Source organism: Streptomyces sp. NPDC002817 (assembly GCF_053592055.1).
On the sequence record NZ_JBSFUY010000018.1, the window covers coordinates 28730 to 54137 of the forward strand.

Sequence of the window (25408 nt, forward strand, 5' to 3'; positions counted from 1 at the left end):
CCCTCAGTCGCGGGCGCGGATACGGAAGACGGGGTGGTCGGCGGGGTCGGGGAGCGCGGTGAGCACGTCGGAGACCGTCGGCATCCCGCCGTACTTCTTCCGATAGGCCGCCATCAGCGCCGGACGCTCGGACTCGGACACCTCCTCCGTCGTGATCTCCTCGGCACGGCCGCGCACGGTCAGCCGGCAGTCGGGCGCCGCCCGCAGATTGAGGGCCCAGTCGCTGAGGCCGCGACAGGAGACGAGGTACCGCTCCCCCTCGTGCTCCAGTACCGCCACGGGCACCGTGCGCCACTGCCCGCTCCGGCGCCCGCGCACGGACAGCCGGGACACGACGGACCTGCCGAAGATCGGCGCCAGCCGGTTGCCGATGTTCCGTTGCGTCCAGGGTGGTTTGAGGTAGGTGCGGGACGTCATCGGCTCCTCACCTCCTCAGGAACGCCGATGTGGAGGCGGGCGGAGCCGTTACCGGTCGCTGGTGTCTGTGCCGCCATGGATGACCCCCTGGTCATGACCTGTCGGACGATCACAGAATGCTAGGGTAGCTCTAATATTAGGGTCACCCCAAACCGGAGGGGCCAGTGAGTCTGCGGGCGCAGAAGAAGCGGCAGATGCGGGACCGGATCGCCGAGACCGCGTGGCGGCTGTTCACGGAGCGGGGCTTCGACCGGGTCACCGTCGTCGAGATCGCCCGCGCCGCGCAGGTCTCCGAGGCCACGGTCTTCAACTACTTCCCGACCAAGGAGGACCTCTTCTCCTCCCGTTTCGAGGCCTTCGGGGAGCGGCTCGTCGACGCCGTCCGCACCCGCCCGTCCGGTGACTCCGCCCTCGCCGCCTTCCGGAAGCGGCTGCTGGACTCCGGGGGACTGCTGGCACGGGTCGCGGCGGGGGACGCCGACGCGCTCGACCAACTCCGCACGGTCAACGCACTGATCGCGGACAGTCCGGCGCTTCGCTCCCGCGAGCAGCGCGCCCTCGCCACCTGCGCCGACGCACTGGCCGAGACGCTGGGCGGCGACCTCTCGGCCCGGGTGGTGGCGGATGCGCTGTTCGGCGTCCACCGCGCCCTGATCGAGCATGTGCGGGAGCGGGTCCTGGCGGACGACGACCCCGCCTCGCTCGCCACCGACGTACGCCGGCTCGCCGCCCAGGCGTTCTCGCTGCTGGAGGGCGGGATGCGGGACTACGGCATCACGGGCGCAACAGATCCCGTACGGCGCTGAAGGCGGCCTCCGCCGTCGCCGGATCCGCGCCCGGGCGGGCCAGGGCGCTCATGGGGATCGGGGGGACGGGCGGCAGGCCGCTGTACGGGGTCAGGCCGTCGGGGGCGGGGCCGACCGCGGCGAGGAGGGCGACACCCTGGCCGGTGCGGGCGATGTCGAGCACGCCCGCGAGATAGCCGGCGTCGCCGACGACCGAGGCGGGCACCCCGTGCGCGGCGAGGGTCGCGATGGCCCGGCGGCGGATCGCGCACGGGTCCTCGATCGCGACCAGCGGCACCGGCGAGGGCGCGGTCGGCCGCTCCCAGCCGGGAACCGCGTGCCAGGTGAGCGGGAGTCCGCCGACGGAGACGCCCTCGGTGGCGGCCGCCTCGGTGACATACACCGCCACGTCGACGCTCCCCCGCTCCACGGCCTCGACGAGCCGGGCGGAGCGGTCGATGCGGAAGCGGACCCGGCAGCCGGGGCGCACCGCCTGGACGGCGGCGGTGAGCCGGGGCAGGAACTGGTCGGCGGCGTGCTCGGTGGAGCCCACGGTGACGGTGTCGCCGTCCGAGCCGAGCAGGGTGCGTACGGCCTCGTCGTGGACGGCGAGGACGCGGCGCGCCTGTTCCAGCAACAGCCGGCCCTCGGTCGTGAACCGGGTGCCGCGTCCTTCCCGCTCGACGACCGGGCGGCCCAGTGTCTTCTCCAGCTTGCGGACATGCTGGCTGACCGCGGACTGGCTGAGCGAGAGCGCCTGCGCGGCACGGTGGAACCCGCCGCAGTCGGCGACCGCGGTCAGACTGCGCAGGGCCACGATGTCGAGGACGGGTCGGGACATGCCGTGACAGTATCCGCTCACCGCGATCGATCGCGATCCCTGATCGGTTTCGATGCGGAATCATCGTTGGACGTGTTCGGTCGCCGGCGGTCATGATGGGCGCATGTTGCACGCGACCGCTACTGCTGCCCTTCTGACGCAGCGCCGAGTCATCGACTTCGGCGTGGCGTGCAGCGCGCGTTGTCGCTGACCTCTGCCGCTCATCGCTCCGGGGCGCCCGCGCCTGCCCTCTGACGCTGCGCGCTTCCCCTCCGGCTGACACGTGACAGCCGTTCCGGCCTGCCCTTTCCCCTGGCTTTCCGCTGCCCCCAAACGGGAGTTATCCCCTCATGCCCTCTTTCTTCTCCTGGGACGAACCCGAAGGTCTCGCCGCGCGCGGCACGCTGATCGTGCTGTCCGGGCGGGGCGAGCACGGTGGTGTGTACGAGCGGTTCGGCCGCCGGCTCGCCTTCGACGCCTACCGGGTACGCGCACTCGGCGACCCGACCGCCGATCCGTCCGTGCTCGACGAGGCGGCCGAACTGCTCGCCGACGAGTCGCTGCCGGGTCCGAAGGTGGTGGTCGGTTCGGACACCGGCGCCCACTACGCCGCCCGGCTGGCCGCGGAGGCCGACGCCGACGCGCTGATCCTCGTGGGCCTGCCCACCTCCCCCTGGACGTCCGGGAGTTGGGAGGAGGAGGTCGAGGCCCGCACCGCCTGCCCCACCCACCAGGGCCGCCTCACCGCCGACCCGGACTTCCGGCGCGGGGCACTCGCCGAGAACCCGCGGCTGCCCGCCCTGCGCCTCGACCGGGTGACCGTCCCGGTACTGGCCCTGCACGGCACCGACGACACGGTGAGCCCTCTGGAGACGGCACGAGAGGCCTACGCCGGCTCGGACGTGCGGCTGGTGACCTTCCACGGCGGCCGCCACGACGTCCTGAACGACGCGCCGCACCGCACGGCCGCCGCCACCGTCGTGCTCTTCCTGGAGCGGCTGCGGCTGTCCCCCGAGCTGCCCGCGATCGCGGAGGGACCGGCATGAGCGTCACGACCACGGTCAGCGAGCTGCGTGACCTGCTGGACTCCGATCACCCTCCGGTCGTCCTCGACGTCCGCTGGGCCCTGGGAGATCCGCACGGCCGCGACCACTACGCCGAAGGGCACATCCCGGGTGCGGTCTACGTCGACCTGGACAGCGAGTTGGCCGCGCCGCCGAGCCCGGAGGGCGGACGGCATCCGCTGCCGCCGATCGACGTTCTGCAGGCCGCCGCACGCAGGTGGGGCATCCGATCGGGCCGACCGGTCGTCGTCCACGACGACTTGGGCAACACCGCCGCGGCGCGGGCCTGGTGGCTGCTGCGGCACGCGGGAGTCTCCCGGGTGACGCTGCTCGACGGGGCGCTCGGCGCGTGGCGGGCGGCCGGGCTGCCGCTGGAGTCCGGGATCCCCGCCGATCCGGAGCCCGGGGACGTCCTCCTGGAGCCGGGCGGCCTGCCGGTCACCGACGCGGACGGAGCCGCCGAACTGGCCGCCACCGGGCTGCTGTTGGACGCCCGTGCCGCCGAGCGCTATCGAGGCGAGGTGGAGCCCGTCGATCCCCGGGCCGGCCACATCCCGGGTGCGGTGTCCGCGCCGACCGGAGAGAACCTCGCGGCGGACGGCACGTTCCTTCCCGCCGACGAGCTGCGCAAGCGGTTCGAGGAGAAGGGCGCGGTTCCGGCCGCGCGGATCGGCGTGTACTGCGGCTCCGGTGTCACGGCCGCCCATCAGATCGCCGCGCTGGAGATCGCCGGTTTCGATGCCGCCCTCTTCCCCGGCTCGTGGTCCGCGTGGTCCACGGATCCGTCCCGCCCGGCCGTGAAGGGGGACCAGCCGTGACGGCTTCACCGGACGCGGTGGCCCCGGCCGGACAGGCCCCCACCCGTGTCACGATCCGCGGCACCGCCAAGACGCGCCGCAGCTTCTCCGTCCCGCGTTCCCTGCGCCGGGCCGCCGGCCCCGTGGGACTCGTGCTCCTGTGGTTCCTGACCTCGGCCACCGGTCTGCTCCCGGAGTCCGTGCTCGCCTCCCCCGTCGACGTGATCAAGCAGGCGGTCGAGCTCACCCGGAACGGTGAACTCCCCAGCGCCATCGCCGCGTCGGGCCGCCGTGCGGCCATCGGCTTCCTGATCGGTGCGAGCGTGGCGCTCACCCTGTCCCTGCTGGCCGGCCTGTTCCGGCTCGGCGAGGACGTCATCGACTCCTCGATGGGCATGTTCCGGGCGGTCCCCTGGGTGGGCCTGATCCCCCTGTTCATCGTCTGGTTCGGCATCGAGGAGACCCCGAAGATCGCGCTGGTCGCCCTCGGTGTGACGTACCCGCTGTACTTCAACATCTACGGCGGCATCCGCTCCACGGACGCCCAACTCGTCGAGGCCGCGCGGATGATGGGGCTCGGTCGCCTCGGGCTGATCAAGTACGTGATCCTGCCGAGCGCGCTGCCCGGGGCGCTCGTGGGGCTCCGGTACGCGCTGTCCACCGCATGGCTCGCGCTCGTCTTCGCCGAGCAGATCAACGCGGACGCGGGGCTCGGCTATCTGATGAGCAACGCCCAGCAGTACTTCCGTACGGACGTCATCGTGCTCTGCCTCGTCGTGTACGCGCTGCTCGGCCTGGCCTGCGACTTCGCCGTACGGATCCTGTCGCGCCGGCTGCTGACCTGGCGGGCCAACTTCGAGGGCGAGGCCTAGAGATGCCCAACAGCGTGGAGATTCGGGGCCTTTCGCGGGCCTTCGACGGCAACACCGTCCTGCATGAACTCGATCTCGACATCCGCGAGGGCGAGTTCGTGGCCCTCCTCGGGCACAGCGGCTGCGGCAAGTCGACGCTGCTGCGGATCCTCGCCGGGCTCGACGACGAGATCGGCGGCGAGGTCACCGTGCCCGCCCGGCGCAGTGCCGCGTTCCAGTCGCCCCGGCTGCTGCCGTGGCTGAAGGTGTGGCGCAACGTGGTCCTCGGACTGCCCGGCCGTCCCGACAGGGCGACGGCGCTCAAGGCGCTCGACGAGGTCGGTATCGCGGACCGGGCCGACGTCTGGCCCAAGACGCTCTCCGGCGGTCAGGCCCAGCGCGTCTCGCTCGCCCGCGCCCTGGTGCGCGAGCCCGAACTCCTGCTCCTGGACGAGCCGTTCGGCGCCCTCGATGCCCTGACGCGGGGCAGGGTGCAGCAACTCGTCGCCGAACTCTGGCGTCGGCACGGCTGCGCGATCCTCCTGGTCACCCATGACGTGGAGGAGGCGCTGCTGCTCGCCGACCGAATCCTGGTGATGGACGAGGGCCGTATCGCCCACGAGGTGACCGTCGACCTGCCCCGCCCCCGTGATCTGACCGCCCCCGAGTTCGTGAACCTGCGCGCCCGCCTCCTGAACTGGCTCGGCGTGACCCACACCCTGGAAGGAATCCCCTCGTGATCCGCAGAATCGCAGCCGCCGCACTCAGCATGACCTCCCTGCTGGCGCTGACCGCCTGCGGCGCGGACTCCTCGGCGGAGGCCTCGTCCTCGGGGCAGGTCACGCTCACCATCGGCGACCAGGCCAAGACCCTCCAGACGATCGTCGCCGCGTCGGACGCGCTGAAGGGCGCCGAGTACAAGGTCAAGTGGGCCGAGTTCGAGGGCGCCGCACCCCTCTACCAGGCCGTCCAGGCGGGCGCCGCCGACACCGGCTACTCCGCCGACCTGCCCGCGCTCCAGGCACTCAGCGGCGGGGTGAAGGTCAAGAACGTCGCCGCGCTCAAGAACGACGGCACCCACGTCGGCATCGTCGTCCGCAAGGACTCCGGCATCGACAGTGTGAAGGACCTCAAGGGCCAGAAGGTCGTGGTGTCCTCGGCCAAGGGCAGCGTCTCGGAGTATCTGCTGGCCAACGTGCTGAAGCAGAACGGGCTCAGCTACCAGGACGTCGAGGTCCAGTACCTGCTGCCGACGGACGCGCAGGCCGCGTTCGCCTCCGGCAGGATCAAGGCCTGGGCGATCTTCGGGGTCTACCAGGCCGTCGCCCTGGAGCAGGGCGGCAAGCTCCTCGTGGACGGCGGGGACGGCCGGGTGAGCGGTATCGGCTTCGTCAACGCCTCCGAGGAGACCCTCGCCGACACGAAGAAGAAGGCCGCCCTCGCCGACTTCCTCAAGCGTCTCGGCAAGGGCCTGAAGTGGACCAGCACCCACCAGGACGCCTACGCCAAGGCCATCGAGGAGCGCAACGGCGCCGACGCGTCGGTGGCGAGGACGCTCGCGTCGGCCGCGTACAGCCAGGTGCTGCCGATCACCCCGGACGTCAACACGACCGTCCAGGGCGTGGCCGACCTCATGAACGGCATCGGTGTGCTGGACCCGAACGTCGACGTCGCGAAGTCGGCCGACACGTCCCTTCTCAAGTAGTCACGGGAGTCATTCATGCCTGTCGAGTTCATCAGCGCCGTCCACACCGACGCCGGGGCGTCCGGTCCCGCCGCCTCCAGCCGGACCGGCCTCGACACCGACCATCTGCGCAGGTACGCCCGCGCGTTGGACGACGGCGGCTTCGACCACACCCTGGTCGCCTACCACTCGGCCTCGCCGGACGCCTTCCAGATCGCCCAGTTCGTCGCCACGCACACCGAGCGCATCCGCCCGATCCTGGCGCACCGGCCGGGTGTCGTCTTCCCCACCCATGCGTCCCGTGCGCTGGCGACCCTCGACCGGATCAGCAACGGCCGGCTCACGCTGCACATCATCTCCGGCGGCAGCGACGAGGAGCAGCGGCGGGAGGGCGACTACCTCGACAAGGCCGAGCGGTACGAGCGTTCGGACGAGTACATCCAGATCCTGCGCAAGGTGTGGCAGGCCGAGGGGCCGGTCTCGCACGAGGGCAAGTACTTCCGGTTCGAGGGCTACCACTCGGACGTGAAGCCGGTGAACGGGCTCGTGCCGATCTCCGTCGGCGGCTCCTCGCAGGACGCGTACCGCGTCGGCGGTCAGCAGGGCGACATCTTCGGTCTGTGGGGCGAGCCGTTGAAGGAGACCGCCGAGCAGATCGCCGCCGTGAACGCGGTCGCCGATGCCGCCGGGCGCCCCCGCCCCCGTATCTGGGTGTCGTTCCGCCCGATCATCGCGCCGACCGAGGAACTGGCCTGGGAGAAGGCGCACCGCACCCTGGGGGTCCTCAAGGACCAGGCGCGGAACACCGAGTTGCTCCGCCATTACCGCACCACCGGCCGCCCGGCCAATGTCGGCTCCCAGCGCCTGCTCGACATCGCCGAGCGCGGCGAGGTCCACGACCGCTGCCTGTGGACCGCGCCCGCCGTCGCCACCAACGCAGCCGGCGCCTCGACCGCGCTGGTGGGCACGCCCGAGACGGTCGCGAAGGCGCTGCTCGACTACGTGGACATCGGCTGCGACCTGCTGTCGATCCGCGGCTACGACCCGCTGAACGACGCCGTCGACTACGCCCGCCATGTCCTGCCACTGGTCCGCCAGGAGCTCGCCCACCGCGCCACCACCACCCACGCCGCCTGATGGAGAGCCCGTGTTGTTCCGCCGTACCCTGCGCTCGTCCGCCGCCCTGCTCGCCCTGCTGCTCCCGTTCGCCGCGGCCTGCGGAGGCGACGCCCAGGCCGACTCACCCGCCGACGTCACCCTCAGAGTCGGCGCCACCGGCTGGAAGACCGAGGAGGCCGTGCTCAAGTACGCCGGCCTCGACGACACCCCCTACAACGTGAAGTGGAGCCTCTTCCAGGGCGGTGACCAGCAGCTCCAGGCCATCCGCGCCGGAGCCCTCGACCTCGCCTCCTCCAGCGAGATCCCCCCGGTCTTCGCCGCCGCCGACGGCACCCCGAACTTCAAGGTCGTCGCCGTCCAGCGCGGCGCCACCCTCAACCAGGAGGTCGTCGTCCCCAAGGGTTCGAAGGTGACCGGCATCGCCGGCCTCAAGGGCAAGAAGGTCGGCTACGTCCAGAACACCACCGCCCACTACTTCCTGTACGAACTGCTCAAGCAGGCGGGCCTGAAGTGGTCCGACATCGATGCCAAGCCCCTGCTGCCCAACGACGGACTGGCCGCCCTCAACGGCGGCAGCATCGACGCCTTCGCCTCCTACGGCACCTCGGTCATCACCGCCCACCAGCAGGGCGCCACGACCGTCGGCTCCGGCAAGGACATCCTGTCGGGCAACTTCCTCTGGTCGGCCCGCGACAGCGTCCTGAAGAACCCGGAGGAGAAGGCGGCGGCCGCCGATCTGATCGCCCGGATCACCAAGGCCTACGCCTACGTCCGTGACGGGCACCTGGACGGTTTCGCCGAGGTCACCGCCGACGCCACCCACCAGCCGCTCGCCCAGGCGAGGAAGGACCTCGTCGCCGCACAGGCCCAGCGCCCGACCGAGGCCCGAACCGTCGGCGACGACACCATCGCCTCGCAGCAGAAGGTGGCCGACGTGTTCACCGAACTCGGAGCGCTGAAGTCGACGTTGGACGTGAAGTCGTTCTGGAGCACCGCTCTGAACACCGAGCTGAGGAAGGCCCTGTGACCGACCGCATCGCCGAACTCGCCGCCGAATACGACCGGACGGGCGCCTTCCCCGCCGAGTCCCTGCGCCTCGCGCACGAGGCCGGGCTGCTCACCGCCACCATCGGAGAGCGCTACGGCGGCCGGGGGGCGGGCGTGCAGGAGACCGCGCGGATCCTGCACCGGCTCGGGCAGGGTGACCCCTCCGTCGCCCTGATCGCGGCGATGACGCTCACCAACCACGCACGGCAGGCCGCGCAACCGCACTGGCCGGAGGAACTGTACGCGCGCGTGGTCAAGGAGTCGTTCGCACGTCCCGTTCTCGTCAACCACGCGCGCGTGGAGCCCGACCTGGGCTCCCCCGCGCGGGGCGGACTGCCCGTCAGCCGGGCCCGGCGCACCGCCGACGGCTGGGCCGTCAGCGGCACCAAGCGGTTCGTGACCGGCGCGGAGGGGCTGGACTGGTTCCTGGTGTGGGCGACGACCGACGAACCCGAGCCGCGCGTGGGCACGTTCCTGGTGCCCGGCGGATCGCCCGGCATCGAGATCGCGGGGAACTGGGACCAGCTGGGGCTGCGGGCCAGCGGCAGTCACGACGTGACGTTCGACGCGGTGGAGATCCCGTACGAGCACGTCATCGGGCTCGGTCCGCACGGCCGGGCCGCCGAGCAGGACAACCGGGCGGGCGCGGCCCTCCATCTCCCGCTGGCCGCGCTCTACTTGGGTGTCGCCCGGGCAGCGCAGGCGTTCTTCCACACGTTCGCCCACACGCGCGTGCCCGCCAACCTCGGTCGTCCGGTGGCCCGTACGGAACGCTTCCGTCGGACCGCCGGGGAGATCGAGGTGCTGTTGGCCGCCGCCGAGCAGCTGGTGTTCGACGGTGCCGCCAAGCTCGACGCCGACGACACGTCGTACACCCCGGAACAGGCCCTCGGCACGCGCGTGCTGGCCGACCGGCACGGGGTGCGGGCCGTCGAGCTGGCGGTGCGGCTGCTGGGGAACCCTGGGCTGGCCCGGGGCAACCCCCTGGAGCGGCACTTCCGCGACATCCAGTGCGCCCCGGTGCACGCACCCCAGGCGGACATCTCCCTGCTCGCCGTCGGAACGAAGGCACTCGACCTGTGACCGCAGCCCCGGAGACCACCGTCTCCGCCCAGCTCCTCGGCCTGCTCGCCCGCGACCTGCCGCCCGACCGGCTCACCACCGACCCGGCCGTACTCGCCGCCCACGCCACCGACCGCTCCGGTGCGAGGCCCGACGGCGAGCCGCTCGCCGTCGTGCACGCCCGGCGGACGGAGGACGTGACCGTCACCCTCCGGCACGCTCATGCCCTGCGGGTGCCGGTGGTGCCACGCGGTGCGGGCACCGGCCTGTCCGGCGGGGCGACGGCGGGCGAGGGCTCCCTGGTCCTGGACCTGTCCGGGATGAACCGCATCCTGGAGCTCTCGGCGGACGACCAGCTCGCCGTCGTCGAACCCGGCGTGATCACCGCCGAGCTGGACCGGGCGGCCGGTGCGCACGGACTGCGGTACGCGCCCGATCCGGCGAGCGCGGCCCTCTCCACCATCGGCGGCAACATCGCGACCAACGCGGGCGGACTGCGGTGCGCCAAGTACGGGGTGACCCGGGACAGCGTGCTCGGCCTCGAGGCGGTGCTGGCCGACGGGACGGTGGTGCGCACGGGCCGCCGTACGGTCAAGGGCGTCACCGGCTACGACCTCACCGCGCTGCTCACCGGCTCGGAGGGCACCCTCGCGGTCATCACCTCGGCCACCCTGCGGCTGCGGCCCGTTCCGGTGGCCACCGCCACGCTCGCCGCCTACTTCGCCACCTTCGAGGCGGCCGCCGAGGCGTCGTACGCCATCGGCCGGGCCGGCGTCGAGCCCGCGCTCGCCGAGTTGGTCGACGGGCCCGTGCTGGAGGCCGTCGATCCGGTGCTGCGGGAGCGCGGGGCGGCGCTGCTGGTGGTGCAGTGCGACGGCGCGGGCGCCGCGGTCGAGGCGGCGACGGTGGCGCGGCTGCTCGCACCGCTGGCTGTCACCGTCGAGACGACCGAGGACCCCGCCGAGGCCGAGGTGCTGCTGGCGGCCCGGCGCGGGGCTCTCCCCGCGCTGGAGCGGCTGGGCAGGCCACTGATCGAGGACATCGCGGTCCCGCGCTCCCGGCTGGCCGAGGCCGTGCGGGAAATCCGTGCGATCTCCGCGCGCCATGACGTGCCGGTGTTCACCATCGCGCACGCGGCGGACGGCAATCTGCACCCGATCATCGTGGTGGACCCGTCCCTGGACCGGCTTCCGGAGGCGGCCTGGGAGGCGGCGGGTGAGATCTTCGCGCTGGCGCTGCGGCTCGGCGGGACGCTGACCGGCGAGCACGGGGTGGGGACGCTGAAGCGTCAGTGGGTGGCCGACGAGTTGGGACCCGCCGTACACGGACTGCAGCGGCGGCTGAAGGAGGTGTTCGATCCTCGCGGAATTCTCAATCCTGGGAAGAGCCTGTGAGGAACCGGAAGAGACCGAGGCATGACCCCTCCCGCACATGGCCATGTTGAAGGCGGACACCCCGTGCAGGAGGGAGAGACCTCGCCGTGGCCGTTCAGCGGGACCGGACCGCAGAATTCAGCAGCTACGCGACGCGTTCCCTGGAGGCGACGCACGACGCGCTCGCGGCGCACTACTACGACATGCGCCTGAGCCTCGTGGGACCCGCCGAGGACTTGTCGACCCGTCTGAGCGTGCTCGACCTCGGATCACTGACCGTGGGCGAGGTCAGTTTCGGCACCGAGATCCGCACCGGCTTCGCCGCGCCGGGCGCCTACCACGTGGCCGTGCCGGTGAGCGGCTGTTTCAGCGTGCGGCAGGGGCGCGGGGACGTCGTGTTCGCGACGACGGGCAACGCCGTCTTCTTCGATCCCGCCCAGTACGTCCGTATCGACGCCTGGTCGCCCCAGTGCCGGGCCCTCACCGTGAAGATGGACAAGGGGGCCGTGCACCAGGCTCTGGAGGCCCTGCTCGACCGGCAGCTGTCCCGCCCGCCGGTCTTCGGGCCGTCCATCGACGTCCTGAGCGGACCCGGCCGCAGCTGGGCGCAGCTCGCCATGTGGAGTCTGCTGGAGAACGACACCTCGCTCGGGCTGCTGCGCCGTCCGCTCATCCGCGGCCGCATCGAGCAGATCCTGCTCGAAGGGCTGCTGCTGGCGACCGACCACACCTTCCGCCAGGAACTGGAGGTCCCGGCGCCACCCATGCGGCCCGCCGCGGTCAAGCGGGTCATGGACGTCATCCAGGAGCGGCCCGCCGACACGTACGACGCCGCTCGGCTGGCCCGGATCGCACAGGTGAGCCTGCGGACCCTGCAGGAGGCGTTCCGCAGTCACGTCGGCATGTCGCCGATGGCGTACGTGTACGACGTCCGCCTGCAGCGGGCGCACGACCAGCTGCGGGTCTCGGCGCCGGGGTCGACGACCGTGTCCGCGGTGGCGCACCGGTGGGGGTTCGTCCATCTGGGCCGGTTCGCGCGGCGCTACCGTGAGCGGTTCGGCGAGGCTCCCTCGCACACGCTGCGCGGCGTGTGACGCCATCCGCTCAGATCCGCCGCGTTTTGCGGACAGTCGCCGCGTATCGCGGAGCGACGGGACGGCTGTGCGGTCCTATCGTCGGGGCACGTCGATCGTGGGCGTCCGGGGAGGAACGGAGTCGGCGCCGCTCCTCCCCCCATCGCCCGTGCGAACCCGGCCGGGGTGCGGGAGCGGGAGACGGTCCGCACTCCTCCACCGGGCCCGGCCGCTCCCCCTGCGTCACCGGTGGCCGGGCCCCTCCCGAGTCAGCCGTACGACCGGCCCAGCAGCGTCCGCACCCCCTCCGAGGTGAGGGTGAGCGGGTGCTCGGAGGCGGCGTCGATGGTGAGCGCCAGATCGTCCGTCGGCCACTCCGAGGCGAGCGCGCCCAGCGGCACCAGCCGATAGCGCGAGACATAGGGCAGCAGCCCGGCCAGCTCGGACTCCGACGTGAACACGGGCACCACCGGCGCTCCGCCGGGCTGCTCGATCACGGGAAGCGCCACCGCCGTGGGGTCGGCGGCGTCCTCGTCGCTGGCGTCGTCGGGCACGGGGACGAGGACATCGCTGCTCGCGAGCCTGTCCAGCGCCACCGTGTCGTCGGTGTTCTCGGCGAGCGCGTCCAGCGCCCGCCGGGCCGGTGTGGTGGAGTTGTCGTTCGCGGGTGTCTGCATGGCGAATCCCCTGGTAGCGGCGGTCTTGCGGTCGGCCCGGGGCGTACTCGGCCCCGGAGCGGCCCTGCTCGCGTACCCGATCCGGACGCGAGCATTCCCTCGGGGATCCAGAGGATGCAGGGGGCTCAGCGGACTCAGGGGATGAGCGCGATGTGCTCCGAGGGCAGCCCCAGCCGGTCGCAGCCGACCCGGCGGAACAGCGGCTCGGCCATGCTCGGGCCGACATGGGTCCAGTAGGTGGCCGCGTCCCGGAAGTAGCGCTGCATCCGCTCGCCGTCGCGCGCGTGCCGGGAGCCGGCTGTGCGGAAGAGGATGTTCTGGAACGCGTCCCAGGCCATGCGTCCGGCGTTCAGGAACATCAGCGCGAGCCGGTTGTCCTCCGCGACGGTGAACGGGGCCTCGCCTGCGACGTTGCGACGGCAGGTCTCCGTCCAGTCGGCTGCGGTGTGCTGCAGGGCCGCCTCGGCGGTGCGGATCAGTCCGAGGGCCTCGCCCAGGTGGCGTTGGTAGTCGTGCAGTTCGGCGCGGGTGCGGTCGGGTTCCAGGGTGACGGGGCGGGCACGCAGGATGCGGGCGTACTCGTCGGCGGCGGCGTATCCGGTGCCGATCATGACGGCGGCCAGTTCACCGTGGTAGAAGCTCGGCGCCCGATGGGCGTACATCGGGTTGCCGTGCAGCGTGGAGCCGACGCTGCCGCCCTCGCAGGGCAGGTCGAGCAGGCTGGCCGCGCAGGTGAGGTACGCCGGTATGCGGGCCTGCTCCATGTGGACGCTGTTGGAGCCGCTGCCGCGCAGGCCGAGCACGCCGTGCCAGTCGTCGAGGACCGTCCACACCGAGCGCGGGGCGACGAACAACACCGGGGGTCCGGGCGGGTTCCCCGCGCTCAGGGTCTGTCCGACGTAGTGCGTGGAGTAGGGGGCGCCCGAGGAGTAGGGCCAGGTGCCGTCGAGGACGACATGCCCGTCGCCGTCGGACCGCGCGACACCGACGGGCGCGACCGTGGAGGCCGCCCGGAAGTCGCCGTCGGCGCCGAAGATCTCGTCCTGTGCCCGCTCCTCGAAGAACCCGGCGACCTGAAGGACGTGGGCCGAGGTGAGGGACAGGGCCCAGCCGGTGGAGGGACAGCCGCGGGCGACCTCGGTGACCACGCGGTAGAAGACGGGCAGGCCGACCTCGTAGCCGCCGTACCGGCGCGGCTGGAGCATCCGGTAGAAGCCGGCCCGCAGGAAGTCGTCGTGGGTGGACTTCGGGTAGTGCGTCAGCCGTTCGGTCTCCGGCTGTCGTTCGAGCAGCACGGGCCGTAGCTGCACGGCCCGTTCGATGAGCTCTGCCGCGGTGAGTGCGGGTTCGGGAGCGGCGATCACGGTGCCTCCTGACGTGTGGGGACGTCCGTACGTGTCGCGATAGGAGTGATTGAACACGGCGACCGCCGCCCCTGTACCCACCGGATAACGCCAACTACTTCAGATACGGACCGTCCGTTCCGATCTTGCCGGGACCGTTGAGCACGTACACCCGGAGGTTGCCCTTGCCCGGTGCCGGCACGGAGAGCGTGCCGTTCGACACGGTCTTCACGTCACCGGTGACGGCGTCCTTGTAGGTGCCGTTCGGGATGCCGGTGTACGTGGCCTCGCCGGTGACCGTGACGAGCGCGAAGCTGTCCGTACCGCCGCTGGTGTAGCGGCGTTTGAAGGCCATCGAGCCGCTGATCCCGTCGGTCGAGTACTGGCCCGTCTGGAGGGCCGGGACCGCCCGGCGGATCTGGTTCAGCCGCTGGAGGTGCTTCACGAGCGGCTGGGCCAGGGTGGTGGCGACCTGCCCCGTCGCCGAGTCCGCGGTGCCGAACTCGGAGGCGGTGACAGTGCCTTGGAGGTTGTCTCCGTAGTACGCCCGTCCCGTGCCGGCCAGCGGACAGGTGGGTCCGCAGTCGATCTGCTTGCCCTTCTGGAACTCGGTCTCCGAGCCGTAGTGCAGGGTCGGGATACCGCGGAAGGTCCACATCAGCGCCATGTTCTCGGCCCAGGCGTCGGTGCCGCCGGTGTAGCGGGTGCTCGACTTGTTGGGGCCGTAGTCGTGGCTGTCGACGTAGACGACGTTGTACGTGGCGTCGTTGACGCTGTCGTCGGAGTCCTTGCCGTTGCTGTAGGCGTTCTGCGCGTCGCCGAAGTTCATGTGCATGCGCATGTCGATGATGTTCATGCCGCTGAACCGGCTGCGGTCCGGGGTGTGGTAGCTGTTGCCGTTCAGGAAGGCGTTGGTCGATGTGGGCTGGTTGCCGGTGCCGAGGTTGTTCTCGTAGGTGAACTGCTCGAGGGCCGCCGTCTCGTCGTCGGCGCTGTACTCCTTGCGTTCCTTCCAGGTGAAGAACTGCGCGGAGTGGTTCACGGAGCCGCGGTTCCACTTGTCGTTGACGAAGGCGCCGACCTCACCGAAGACGAAGAAGTTCTGTGCCGCCGTCGCGCCGAACTTCTGGGTCACCCGTTCCTGGATCGCCGGCAGGAAACGCCGGTTCCACGTCACGCGCGGAATGTGTACGGCCGTGTCGACGCGGAAGCCGTCCACGCCCATGTCGATGTACTTGTCGTAGGCGCCGATCAGATAGTTCTGCACGGGTGTCGACTCGGTGTCGAAGTCGGCCAGGTCCTCGTGCAGCCAGCAGGAACGGGAGTCCTCGCCCTCCCAGTTCCCGATCCAGCACTGGTGGTAGTAGGCCTTCGGGAACATCCCCGAAGTGGAGCTCGGCCACTGGCAGTTGTAGACTGCATAGCCCTCGGCGCTCTTCCCGCCGGTGGGCTTGCCCCAGTTGACGCAGGTGTTGCCGGTGGGTTCGGCGGTGGACCACAGGTCGCCGTTGTAGTAGGACTTCCCGGACTTGGTCTCGACGGTCAGTCCGTCGTACTCGAAGCCCTCGTTCCTCTCGTCGTAGTACCAGCTCCACTGGGAGTCCCGGACGCCGTACACGGTGGGCGTGTACAGACCCTTGGCGCCCCAGCGGGAGCTGTGGTTGTAGACGACGTCCTGGTAGATCTTCATGCCCTTGGCGTGGGCCGCGTTGATGAGGTCCTGGTAGCTCGCGCCGGCCGACTCCAGGCGCGGGTCGACCTCGTAGAAGTCGTAGCCGTGATAGCCGTGGTAGTCGTAGTCGGAGCGGTTGAGGACGACCGGGGTGACCCAGACCGCGGAGAAGCCGAGCGCCTTGATGTAGTCGAGCTTCTCGACCAGGCCCTTGAAGTCCCCTCGGAACATGGGGTCGTTGTTGGCCGCGTTGCCGGACTTGGAATGCTGGCTGCCGCCGCGGTTGTTGGAGCTGTCGCCGTCGTAGAAGCGGGCGGTGAGGACGAAGTAGATCGGGTCCTTGCGGGGGTCCGTGCCGAGCGGGGTGCCCGCGGCGGGTGCGGGAGCCTCCTCGCCGGTGGTCGCGGTCGCCTCCGCGGAGGCCGACGAGGTGTTGCCTGCCGCGTCGACCGCCTTCACGGCGTAGGTGTAGGCGGTCTTCTCCTCAAGTCCCGTGTCGGACCAGACCGTTGAGCCCACGTCGATGACGACCGTGCCCTTGGTGCCGCCGGTGCGCGTGACCTGGTACTTCACCACGCCCTTGTTGTCGGTGGCGGCGTCCCAGCTCACCACGACCGAGGTGTCGGTGGCCGTCGCGGTGACCTTGCTCGGTGCGGTCGGGGCCTCGGTGTCCGGCTCCTCGGCGGCACACGGGTCGGCGGCGCCCGTCGTGACCGCCTTGTCCTTCACGGTCGTGGTGCCGGTCGGCAGGGTGTAATCGGCGCTGTTGTTGTTGTCCCAGACGCCGTTGCCGTTGTTGAAGACCGCCTTCAGCGAGGTGGCGGTGCCGATGTCGAGGGTCTTCTTCCACCAGCCGGTGCAGGCGGACTCCATGCCGACGCCGGGGACAGTGGTCCAGGAGCCACCGGTGGGCGCGTAGTGGATGTTGGCGGTGGTCCAGCCGGAGGTGGCGGTCGAGTAGTAGACGGTGGCCTGGTTTCCGGTGCCCGTGCCGCTGTCGGCGCACGGGTCGCTGTGGGCGATGACTCCGTCCTTGACCGTGATGGTGCCGGTGCCCAGCGCGTAGTTGTTGCCGCCGTTGTTGTCCCAGGTGCCGCTGCCGTCGTTGAAGGTGGCCTGCAGTCCGGCGGCCGAGCCGAGATCGACGGTCTTCTTCACCCAGTCCGTGCAGGCGCTCTCCATCTGCGTGCCGGGGACGGTCGTCCAGGAACCGCCGTCCGGCGCGTAGTGCAGGTAGGTGGACGACCAGTTCTTGGTCTTCGTGTAGTAGAAGACGGTCGCCGTACCGGCCGTGTCGGCCACCGGCTCCATGGGGGTCTGCGGCGCGGTGGCCGGCACTGCGGACAGCAGTCCGAGCAGCCCGGTCGCCGCCACGAACGCCACGAGGGGGCGTCTTGGCAGGCGTGGGGGTGCGGATCTCATGGCGACTCCAATACGGGCCGGAAGGCGGGCTCTTGCAAGAAGAACCGGCAAATTCCTGAAAGTTCTTGCGGCTTCGCGGAAGCTACAGGTACATGACAGCCACGTAAAGGGTTCTGTACAGAGAGGTCATGGTGGAGGGCGAGGATCAGGAGGGCTGGAGTCGCCGCCCCTCGGGGGTGAAGGTGAAGCTCTCGCGGAACGGTCCGTCGCCGAAGCGCACAGCCCACAGAACCGGTTCCGGATACGCCCGGTTCCCCACGGAGGCGCCCTCGTCCAGGCTTCCGTTCCAGAGGTGGAAGAAGACGATCGGCCGGTCGGGGTCCTCGCTGACGTACCCGAGCGTCTTGCCGTAGCGCGGGTCGTCGTCGCCGAGCAGCACCGAGGGCGCACCGAACTCGGCGAGGACATCCGCCCACACCCGGTCGTCCCCGGCCCACCGGCGGGCCCTGTCCAGAAGGGCCTGGTACGTGCGTGCGTCGAGGGCCCGGTCCGTCGCGAGCCAGCCCCGCCGATGGGCGAACTCCGCGTGCACCGAGGCCATGCCTGACGAGTCGTCGCCCCGGATCAGTTCGCGGTACGCGCCCCTGGCCCCGATGGCGGTCCACGCACCGCTCTCCCGCAGCCGTTCCGAAGCCTCGGCCCAGGCGTCGGGCTGTCCTTCCGTGAACAGCAGGTGGTCGCACAGCAGCAAGAGCGCCAACTCACCCCCGAACCCCTCGGGGTGCCGCAGGGCACGGTTCAACTGCTGGACCAGATACGCGTGGATCTCTTCGGCGGTCACCACGGTTCCGGGAGCGGTCACTCTTGTCTCACTCTGCCCTTTCGAGAAGCTCCGCGACCGTGGTCACCCTGATCAGCGGCCGGTAAAGGTCCATGACGTACAGCGCCTTGGCGTGCGAATCGTCGTCCGCGCCGGCGCAGGCGTCGGCGACGACCACGACCTCGACTCCGGCATCGGCGGCAGCGAGGGCCGTGGACAGCACACAGCAGTCGGTGCTGACCCCGGCGAGGACCAGACGGCCCTCCGGGCCGACCAGGGAGGCGAGTTCGGGCGTCCACTTGCCGAAAGTCGGGGCGTCCAGCACGTGGTGCGCCTCGGCGGCGAACTCGTCCGTCAGCCGCCACAGGGGCGCGTCCGGGGGTTGCAGGGCGAAGGGCCACTGTTCGTAGTAGGCGCGCCAGGCGCCGGTGGGTTCGGCCGGGGCCAGGAAGCGGGTGAAGGTGACCCGGTCCTCGAAGGCCGGCAGCAGACGTCGTACACCTTCCGCGGCCTGCGCGAATCGCGGCGCGGCCCAGGGGCTGTCCGGGTCGGCGAAGACGTGCTGCATGTCGATGGCGGTCAGACGGCCGGTCGTCATACGGCGGGTACCTCCGCCGGGCTCGGGTCCCGCGCCTCCTGCTCCCGGACGTGGCCGCGGCGCAGGGCGAGGGTGCCGAGGAAGCCGAGTGCGAGAGCCACGAGGACGCCGAGGTTGGCGTAGGCCCAGGAGCCGGACTTGCCGCCGAGGCCCAGCGGGTCCAGGAGGTAGCCCTGAAACTCCAGCCAGCTCGCGGCCGAGTTGGTGACCAGTCCCCAGCCGAGCGCGGTGGCGGCGAGGGTGAGGAGCAGCGGGGTGAGGGCGAGGTCGCCGTAGCGGCCCTGCGGGCGGTAGAGGTCGCCCTCGTCGTAGTCGCGGCGGCGCAGCAGCAGGTCGGCGAGCATGATGCCGCACCAGGCGGCGATGGGGACGCCGAGGGTGGTGAGGAAGCCCATGAACTGGCCGAGGAAGTCGTCGGCGAAGAAGACGATGTAGATGGCGCCGGCGATCATCAGGACGCCGTCGACGAGTGCGGCCAGGTAGCGGGGGATCCTGATGCCCGCCGACAGCAGGGCGAGTCCGGACGAGTAGATGTCGAGGACCGCGCCGCCGACCAGGCCGAGTACGGCGACGACGGCGAACGGGACGAGGAACCAGGTGGGCAGGATCGTGGTCAGCGCGCCGATGGGGTCGGCTGCGACGGCCTCGTTGAGGGTGCTGGAGGACCCGGCGAGCAGCAGCCCGAAGACCAGCAGCAGGAGCGGGGCCACGGAGGCGCCGAAGGTGGTCCAGCCGATCACACCTCGGCTGGACGAGGTGCGGGGCAGATAGCGGGAGTAGTCCGCGGCGGCGTTGACCCAGCCGAGGCCGAAGCCGGTCATCATGAAGACGAGCGCGCCGATGAACTCCTGTGCGGAGCCCGCCGGGACGTCGCTGACGGTGCTCCAGTGGATGTGGTCCGCGACCAGGGCGATGTAGACGATCGTGAGCACGCCCGTGACCACGGTGATCACCGTCTGGAGCCGCATGATCAGGTCGAAGCCCATCACGCCGCCGACGACGGTGAGCCCGGCGACCACGATCAGGGCGACCACCTGTGTCCCGGTGCCGCCGCCCCAGCCGAGCCGGCCGAAGACGGTCGCGGTGGCCATGGTGGCGAGGGCGCACAGCACGGTCTCCCAGCCGACGGTGAGCACCCAGGAGATCACCGAGGGGAGACGGTTGCCGCGCACCCCGTAGGCGGCCCGGCTGAGGACCATCGTCGGGGCCGAGCCGCGTTTGCCGGCGACGGCGACGAAGCCGCACAGGAGGAACGAGAAGACGATGCCGATGACCCCGGCGACCAGCGCCTGCCAGAAGGAGATGCCGAAGCCGAGCACGAAGGCCCCGTAACTCAGCCCCAGTACGGAGACGTTGGCGCCGAACCAGGGCCAGAACAGCGTCCGCGGCGTGCCTTTGCGCTCGGCGTCGCCGATCACGTCGAGGCCGTGCGTCTCCACCTGGAGCTGTCTGGCTCTGTTGTCGAGGGGACCGAGAGGGTCGAGGGAGTCCTGGGCGTCCGTCATCGTCGTCCTCCCTGGTCCATACGTGTCGAGGTGACGCTAAGTGGGTGGCACCGGGGCGTCAAGCACCCCGGTGCCCCGCGTCACCTCGCCCAGAAGGGCAGCGGCGGGCAGGTGTTGGCGCAGGTGTAGCCGCCGGGCATCAGCAGACCCGCGTCGTCCTCGTTGTTCTCGCCGCCCGCGAAGTAGACCTCGGGCACCCAGCCCCAGCGGCCGTTGTCCGCCAGGGTGCTGCCCCACCAGTGGTTCTCGGCGGATCCGTCACGGAAGGTCTCGCCCCGCATCTCGGTGACGAACCAGTTGGCGGCGCCGCCCTGTTCGAGGTGGCCGACGACGGCGGCGCCGGGCGAGCGGCTCGCGTACACCGGCACATGGCCGCGGGTGAGGTTGCAGAACCTGACCTGCGTGCGCGGCCAGAGGCGGCCGCTCAGGGGGTCGGTCAGGTCCCTGGTGGTGGGGCTGTGACAGGGGACGTTGTCGGTGGCGTGGGCGGCGGGGGCGACGAGGCCCGCGAGTCCGGCGAACACCAGGGCGGCCGTGGTGAGTCCGCGCTTCATGTGGATCATGCAACCGGAACGACCGCATCCTGGGGTTGGTCACGAGGTCAGGCGTCGGCCGCCTTCTTGATCGCCTCGCGGATGCGGGAGTACGTGCCGCAGCGGCAGACGTTCTCGATGCGGTCGATGTCGGCGTCGGTGGGCTGGGACGTCTTCTTCAGCAGAGCGGCGGCGGCCATGATCTGGCCGGGCTGGCAGAAGCCGCACTGGGAGACGTCGCACTCCAGCCAGGCCTGCTGGACGGGGTGCAGGGTGTCACCGTCGGCGAGGCCTTCGATGGTGGTGACGTTCCGCTCCGCGCAGTCCGCGACGGGCACGACACAGGGCTGTATCTCCGCACCGTCCAGGTGGCTGGTGCAGGCGCGGCAGACACCGACGCCACAGCCGTACTTGGGGCCGGTGACGTGCAGCAGATCGCGCAGTACCCACAGCAGGGGCATGTCGGCGGGGGCCTCGACGGTGACGGGCTTGCCGTTGAGGACGAAGGAGTAGGACGGCATCTGCACCTTCTCAGAAGTCGATCGGGAAGCGGCGGGGCTTGGTACCGGTCGCGCGGGCGTACGCGTTCGCGACGGCGCCGGCCGCCGCCGGGACACCGAGTTCGCCCGCGCCGCCCGGCTCTCCGCCGGTGGGCAGGATGTGGGCCTCGAAGTGGAGCGGGGCGTGCCGCTGCCGGGCGTAGCGGAAGTCGGCGTAGCTGTCCTCGCGGACGGCGCCCTTGTCGATGTGGAGGCCGGCCCGCAGGACCGTGGAGATGCCGTCGATCGCCGTGCCCATGAGCTGGGCCTCCAGGCCGCGCGGGTTGACGGCCGTACCGACGTCGGCGGCCATCACCACCTTGGTCACCCGGGGGTTCTTCGGATCGGCGGCGTCGATCTCGACCAGACAGGCCACGCAGGAGCCGTACTCCTCATGGACGGCCACCCCCTGGGCCTGGCCCGCGGGCATGGTCCGGCCCCAGTGCCCGGCGGTCGCGACCTTGTCGAGCACCGCTTTGACGGCCTTGCTCCTGAGTGTCGTACGACGGAAGGCGACCGGGTCCTTGGCCAGGCCCCGGGCGATTTCGTCGACGACGATCTCCTCGGCCGTCCGCACCGTCCCGGAGTCCACGGAACGCCAGGCGCCGAGGGGTATCGCGGCCAGCTCGACCGAGCCCGAATCCCCGGACAGCTTCCCGAAGTTGTAGAGGCCGCTGTCGCTGGGCAGCGGTGCGGCCGCGCGGAAGGAGGCGGTGGTGATCCCGCTGTACGACTCGCTGACCGAGGCCGTCGCGTGGGCGAAGGCCACGACTCTGCCCTGAGCGTGGCTGGCCCGGATCCGGTGCTGGGAGGCCGGGCGCATCCGGCCGTGCCGGATGTCGTCGGCGCGGCTCCACATCAGCTTCACCGGGCGGCCCGCCGCCTTGGAGACGAGGGCCGCTTCGATCGCCGCGTCGTAGTTCAGCCGGCGCCCGAACGAGCCCCCGCCCCGCATCACATGGACCTTGACCGCGGACCCGGGCAGCCCGACCGCCTCGGCGATGCTCTCGCGTGCCTCCATGGGTGTCTGGGAGGAGAACCAGATCTCGGCGTGGTGGGCCCGTACGTCGGCGACGGCGGTCAGCACCTCCATCGGGGCGTGGCTGACGAACGCGAACTCGAACCGGGCCTCTATCTGTGTCGATCCGCGCGGCGGACTGCCGAGCGCGGGGACGGCGGCCTTGAGCCGGGAGCGGATCTGGGCATCGGACACCGCCGCGAGCGGCCCCGCCTTCCAGGTGATCTTCAGGGCGTCCCGGGCCTTGAAGGCGTGGTGGAAGGAGTCCGCGACGACGGCGACTCCCCCGGGAACTCTGACGACTTCGAGGACCCCGGGCAAAACACGGGCCGCGCGGTCGTCGACCGAGACGACCTTCCCGCCGAGCGTGGGCGGCCTGGCCACCACGGTCGGCTTCGCCCCGGCGGCCGTCAGGTCCCCGGTGTACCGGGCCCGGCCGGTGACGATGTCCCGTGCGTCGATCCGCGTCGTCGGCTTCCCGATCACCCGGTGCCGGGACGCCGGTTTGGGCTTGCTGGACACGCGCGGCCGGCGTATCCGTGCGGCGGTCTCGGTCAGCGATCCGAAGGTGGCCTTGCGCCCGTCCGGGGCGACGACCATGGTGTCCCGGGTACGGAGCACCCGCGGGGGCAGGTGCCAGCGCTGGGCGGCCGCGGTGATCAGGCGGGCGCGTGCCGTGGCGGCGAGGTTGCGGGCGGGGTCGTAGAGCGAACTCACCGAGCTGGAGCCACCGGTGAACTGGTTGCCCCGGCTGCGGGCGTCGGCGAGCGGGATGTCGACGTCGACGAGTCGGGCGTCGAGCTCCTCGGCGATCATCATGGCGACCGCGGTGGTGACACCCTGGCCGACCTCGACGCGCGGCAGCCGTACGACGACCTTGTTCTCCCGGGTGACCTCCAGGACGAGCATCTCGTCGTCGGTGCCGGTCACGACGGTGTCGGAGCGCGGGCGCGTGGCTCCTTCCGCCTCCGAGGCGTCGCAGCCGAGAGGTGCGGCGACGGTGAGGGTGGACGCGGCGAGTGTGTAGACCATGAATCTGCGGCGGGACAGCTCTGCCAACGCGCACTCCTCTGTGGACGGCCTGTGTGTGCCTGATAGGAGGGCGTGGAGGGGTGTGAGGTTGCGTGCGCCCGGCGGTCGGTCCTGGGCAAGTGGGCGGGGCGGCCCGCGGCTTGAGCGCCTACCGGCGACGCCAGGGCAGCACCGTCGGGTCCGTCTCCGCGGCCTCCGCCCGGTGCAACGCGTCACTCACCGCTTCCCCGATCTCCGCGAGCTGACGCACCTGCTCGGGGGCGAGCGCGTCGAAGACGGCCCGGCGCACGGCCTCCACATGGCCGGGGGCGATCTCCTCCAGCAGTGCCTGCCCCTTGTCCGTCAGCACCGCGAGCTGCCCGCGCCCGTCGGCCGGATCCTCGCGCCGGTCGACGAGACCCGCCTCGCGCAGCCGGTTCACGGCATGGGTGAGCCGGCTGCGGGTGATCTTGAGGCGCTGGGCGAGCTCGGACATGCCGAGGGCGTGGTCGGGAGCCGAGGAGAGGTGGGCCAGCAGGCTGTAGTCGGCGTGCGTCATACCGGCGTCACGCCGCAGCTGGCGGTTCAGATGGTCGTTGAGCAGCGTGGAGAAGTCGATGTAGGCAAGCCAGGCCCGTCGCTCCTCGGCGTTGAGCCAGCGTGGCGTCGTGGACATGGTCACACCTTACCGAGTTTTCGTTTGAACATTCAAACGAAACACGGGTGCCGACGCGGCGACGTGAGTCCCCCGGCCGGAATGCGACATGCGGCCGGGGGCTCTCCCCTCACTCCGACGTCTCAGGCCTCCCCGCCGCCGCCCAGTGGGTGTGGAAGGTGCCGGGCCGGTCCGTGCGCCGGTAGGTGTGGGCGCCGAAGTAGTCGCGCTGGCCCTGGAGCAGCGCGGCGGGGAGGCGGTCGGCGCGCAGGGTGTCGTAGTGGGCGAGGGCGGCGGAGATCGCGGGTACGGGAATGCCGCGGCGGGCGGCGGAAGCCACCGTCTCGCGCCACGGCACCTGGGCGTCGGTGATCTCCATGGCGAACTCCATCTCGCCGAGCAGGCTCACCAGATCCTGGTCGGCGGCGTAGGCGGCGCGGATGCGGTCGAGGAAGGAGGCGCGGATGATGCAGCCGCCGCGCCAGATCCGGGCGACCGAGCCGAGGTCGATCTTCCAGCCGTACTCGGCGGCCGCGTCCTGGATCATCGTCCAGCCCTGGTCGTAGGCGACGACCTTCGAGGCGTACAGCGCCTGCTCCACCTGTGAGGTGAAGCGCTCGGCCTCGGTGCGGCTGAGCGGGGGTGTGGTGCCGCCGGGCAGGCCCCGGTAGGCGGCGCGCAGTTCGCTCTGGCCGGAGGCGGCGCGCGCGAAGGTGGCCTGCGCGACGGCGGTGACCGGGGAGGCCAGGTCGAGGGCGGTCTGTACGGTCCAGCGGCCGGTGCCCTTCTGTCCGGCGGCGTCGGCGACGATGTCGACGAAGGGCGCGCCGGTGGCCGGGTCGGTGTGGGCGAGGACCTCGGCGGTGATCTCGATGAGGTAGGAACCGAGCCGGCCCTCGTTCCACCGGCGGAAGACGCCCGCGATCTCGGCCGGGGTGTATCCGGCGACCTGGCGCAGCAGGTCGTACGCCTCGGCGATGAGCTGCATGTCGGCGTACTCGATGCCGTTGTGGACCATCTTCACGAAGTGCCCGGCGCCGTCGGTGCCGATGTGGGCGGCGCAGGGCTCGCCGTCGACCTTGGCGCTGATGGTCTCGAACAGCGGGCCGAGCAGGCTGTACGACTCCTCCGACCCGCCCACCATGATCGACGGACCGTGGAGCGCGCCCTCCTCGCCGCCGGAGATGCCGGTGCCGACGAAGTGGATGCCGCGTGCGCGCAGGGCGGCCTCGCGGCGCCGGGTGTCGGCGAAGTGAGCGTTGCCGCCGTCGACGATCATGTCGCCTGGCTCCAGGAGCGGGGCGAACTCCTCGACGACCGCGTCGGTGGCGGCGCCCGCCTGCACCATGATGATCAGCCGGCGCGGGCGTTCGAGGGCGGCGACGAACTCCTCGGGCGACTCGGCGGGGACGAAGCCGCCCTCGTGGCCGAACTCCTCGACGAGCGCGCGGGTGCGGCCTGCGGACCGGTTGTGGACGGCGACGGCGACCCCGTGGCGGGCGAAGTTCCGCGCCAGGTTGCGGCCCATCACGCCCAGTCCGGTGACACCGATGGCTGCGCTTGCGTTCATGAGGTCCGTCCCT

At 71.2% G+C, this 25408-nt stretch carries 24 protein-coding genes; 11 read left to right on the forward strand and 13 right to left on the reverse strand.

Annotation, left to right across the window (positions count from 1 at the left end; all coding sequences use genetic code 11):
- Positions 1-3 precede the first annotated feature (3 nt).
- Positions 4-417: a nitroreductase family deazaflavin-dependent oxidoreductase gene (locus tag ACWD3I_RS29030; protein ID WP_365408150.1), complete on the reverse strand. Its 414-nt coding sequence runs from the start codon at positions 415-417 to the stop codon at positions 4-6.
- A 164-nt stretch (positions 418-581) separates the two neighbouring features.
- Between ACWD3I_RS29030 and ACWD3I_RS29035 the strand changes: the two genes are divergently transcribed.
- The gene (locus ACWD3I_RS29035) at positions 582-1223 is read left to right on the forward strand and encodes a TetR family transcriptional regulator (protein WP_365408147.1); all 642 of its coding nucleotides are present in this window, start codon (positions 582-584) and stop codon (positions 1221-1223) included.
- On the opposite strand, the gene ACWD3I_RS29040 is transcribed toward ACWD3I_RS29035, so the two are convergent.
- Positions 1192-2043, reverse strand: coding sequence for a LysR family transcriptional regulator (locus ACWD3I_RS29040; RefSeq protein ID WP_365408144.1), 852 nt, complete (start codon positions 2041-2043; stop codon positions 1192-1194). The genes ACWD3I_RS29035 and ACWD3I_RS29040 overlap by 32 nt on opposite strands.
- A 329-nt stretch (positions 2044-2372) precedes the next feature.
- Between ACWD3I_RS29040 and ACWD3I_RS29045 the strand changes: the two genes are divergently transcribed.
- The 10 genes from ACWD3I_RS29045 to ACWD3I_RS29090 all read left to right on the forward strand — a co-directional run bounded on the left by ACWD3I_RS29045 (position 2373) and on the right by ACWD3I_RS29090 (position 12113).
- Entirely contained in the window at positions 2373-3068 is a 696-nt protein-coding gene (locus tag ACWD3I_RS29045; protein ID WP_365408141.1) for an alpha/beta hydrolase, read from the forward strand.
- Positions 3065-3904 carry a sulfurtransferase gene (locus ACWD3I_RS29050; protein WP_365408138.1) on the forward strand — a complete coding sequence of 280 codons (840 nt, stop codon included), beginning with the start codon at positions 3065-3067 and terminating at the stop codon, positions 3902-3904. Before ACWD3I_RS29045 ends, ACWD3I_RS29050 begins: the two co-directional genes overlap by 4 nt.
- Complete coding sequence (locus ACWD3I_RS29055; RefSeq protein WP_365408135.1) at positions 3901-4755, forward strand: ABC transporter permease; 855 nt, start codon at positions 3901-3903, stop codon at positions 4753-4755. Before ACWD3I_RS29050 ends, ACWD3I_RS29055 begins: the two co-directional genes overlap by 4 nt.
- A gap of 2 nt (positions 4756-4757) precedes the next feature.
- Positions 4758-5474, forward strand: a complete 717-nt coding sequence (locus ACWD3I_RS29060; RefSeq protein ID WP_365408132.1) for an ABC transporter ATP-binding protein — start codon at positions 4758-4760, stop codon at positions 5472-5474.
- Positions 5471-6439, forward strand: a complete 969-nt coding sequence (locus ACWD3I_RS29065; RefSeq protein ID WP_365408129.1) for an ABC transporter substrate-binding protein — start codon at positions 5471-5473, stop codon at positions 6437-6439. The genes ACWD3I_RS29060 and ACWD3I_RS29065 overlap by 4 nt, the downstream gene beginning before the upstream one ends.
- Before the next feature lie 15 nt (positions 6440-6454).
- Positions 6455-7555, forward strand: a complete 1101-nt coding sequence (locus ACWD3I_RS29070; protein ID WP_365408126.1) for an LLM class flavin-dependent oxidoreductase — start codon at positions 6455-6457, stop codon at positions 7553-7555.
- Positions 7556-7565: 10 nt separating this feature from the next.
- The gene (locus tag ACWD3I_RS29075) at positions 7566-8564 is read left to right on the forward strand and encodes an ABC transporter substrate-binding protein (protein ID WP_365408123.1); all 999 of its coding nucleotides are present in this window, start codon (positions 7566-7568) and stop codon (positions 8562-8564) included.
- Positions 8561-9667, forward strand: coding sequence for an acyl-CoA dehydrogenase family protein (locus tag ACWD3I_RS29080; protein ID WP_365408120.1), 1107 nt, complete (start codon positions 8561-8563; stop codon positions 9665-9667). Before ACWD3I_RS29075 ends, ACWD3I_RS29080 begins: the two co-directional genes overlap by 4 nt.
- Positions 9664-11040, forward strand: a complete 1377-nt coding sequence (locus tag ACWD3I_RS29085) for an FAD-binding oxidoreductase (RefSeq protein ID WP_365408117.1) — start codon at positions 9664-9666, stop codon at positions 11038-11040. Before ACWD3I_RS29080 ends, ACWD3I_RS29085 begins: the two co-directional genes overlap by 4 nt.
- An 86-nt stretch (positions 11041-11126) precedes the next feature.
- A complete protein-coding gene (locus ACWD3I_RS29090) occupies positions 11127-12113 on the forward strand; it encodes an AraC family transcriptional regulator (protein ID WP_365408114.1) in 987 nt (328 codons plus the stop codon).
- A 248-nt stretch (positions 12114-12361) separates the two neighbouring features.
- Here the strand turns inward: ACWD3I_RS29090 and ACWD3I_RS29095 are convergent, their stop codons facing one another.
- From ACWD3I_RS29095 to gndA, 11 genes are all read right to left on the reverse strand, one after another.
- Entirely contained in the window at positions 12362-12769 is a 408-nt protein-coding gene (locus tag ACWD3I_RS29095) for an SseB family protein (RefSeq protein WP_451084206.1), read from the reverse strand.
- 134 nt (positions 12770-12903) lie between these two features.
- Positions 12904-14133: an acyl-CoA dehydrogenase family protein gene (locus ACWD3I_RS29100; RefSeq protein ID WP_365413715.1), complete on the reverse strand. Its 1230-nt coding sequence runs from the start codon at positions 14131-14133 to the stop codon at positions 12904-12906.
- A gap of 94 nt (positions 14134-14227) precedes the next feature.
- On the reverse strand, positions 14228-17206 hold the full coding sequence (locus ACWD3I_RS29105) for a carbohydrate binding domain-containing protein (RefSeq protein ID WP_365413713.1): 2979 nt from the start codon (positions 17204-17206) through the stop codon (positions 14228-14230).
- Positions 17207-17351: 145 nt separating this feature from the next.
- Positions 17352-18008, reverse strand: a complete 657-nt coding sequence (locus tag ACWD3I_RS29110; protein WP_365413711.1) for a hypothetical protein — start codon at positions 18006-18008, stop codon at positions 17352-17354.
- 7 nt (positions 18009-18015) lie between these two features.
- Positions 18016-18564, reverse strand: a complete 549-nt coding sequence (locus ACWD3I_RS29115) for a cysteine hydrolase family protein (protein ID WP_365413709.1) — start codon at positions 18562-18564, stop codon at positions 18016-18018.
- Positions 18561-20069, reverse strand: a complete 1509-nt coding sequence (locus ACWD3I_RS29120; RefSeq protein WP_451084207.1) for a purine-cytosine permease family protein — start codon at positions 20067-20069, stop codon at positions 18561-18563. Before ACWD3I_RS29120 ends, ACWD3I_RS29115 begins: the two co-directional genes overlap by 4 nt.
- Before the next feature lie 80 nt (positions 20070-20149).
- Positions 20150-20623 carry a hypothetical protein gene (locus ACWD3I_RS29125; RefSeq protein ID WP_365399671.1) on the reverse strand — a complete coding sequence of 158 codons (474 nt, stop codon included), beginning with the start codon at positions 20621-20623 and terminating at the stop codon, positions 20150-20152.
- A gap of 47 nt (positions 20624-20670) precedes the next feature.
- Positions 20671-21123, reverse strand: coding sequence for a (2Fe-2S)-binding protein (locus tag ACWD3I_RS29130; protein WP_365399674.1), 453 nt, complete (start codon positions 21121-21123; stop codon positions 20671-20673).
- Between the two features lie 10 nt (positions 21124-21133).
- Positions 21134-23191 carry a xanthine dehydrogenase family protein molybdopterin-binding subunit gene (locus ACWD3I_RS29135; RefSeq protein ID WP_365399870.1) on the reverse strand — a complete coding sequence of 686 codons (2058 nt, stop codon included), beginning with the start codon at positions 23189-23191 and terminating at the stop codon, positions 21134-21136.
- A 148-nt stretch (positions 23192-23339) separates the two neighbouring features.
- Positions 23340-23846, reverse strand: a complete 507-nt coding sequence (locus ACWD3I_RS29140) for a MarR family winged helix-turn-helix transcriptional regulator (RefSeq protein WP_365399677.1) — start codon at positions 23844-23846, stop codon at positions 23340-23342.
- 109 nt (positions 23847-23955) lie between these two features.
- A complete protein-coding gene (gene gndA, locus ACWD3I_RS29145; RefSeq protein WP_365399680.1) occupies positions 23956-25395 on the reverse strand; it encodes an NADP-dependent phosphogluconate dehydrogenase in 1440 nt (479 codons plus the stop codon).
- Positions 25396-25408 lie beyond the last annotated feature (13 nt).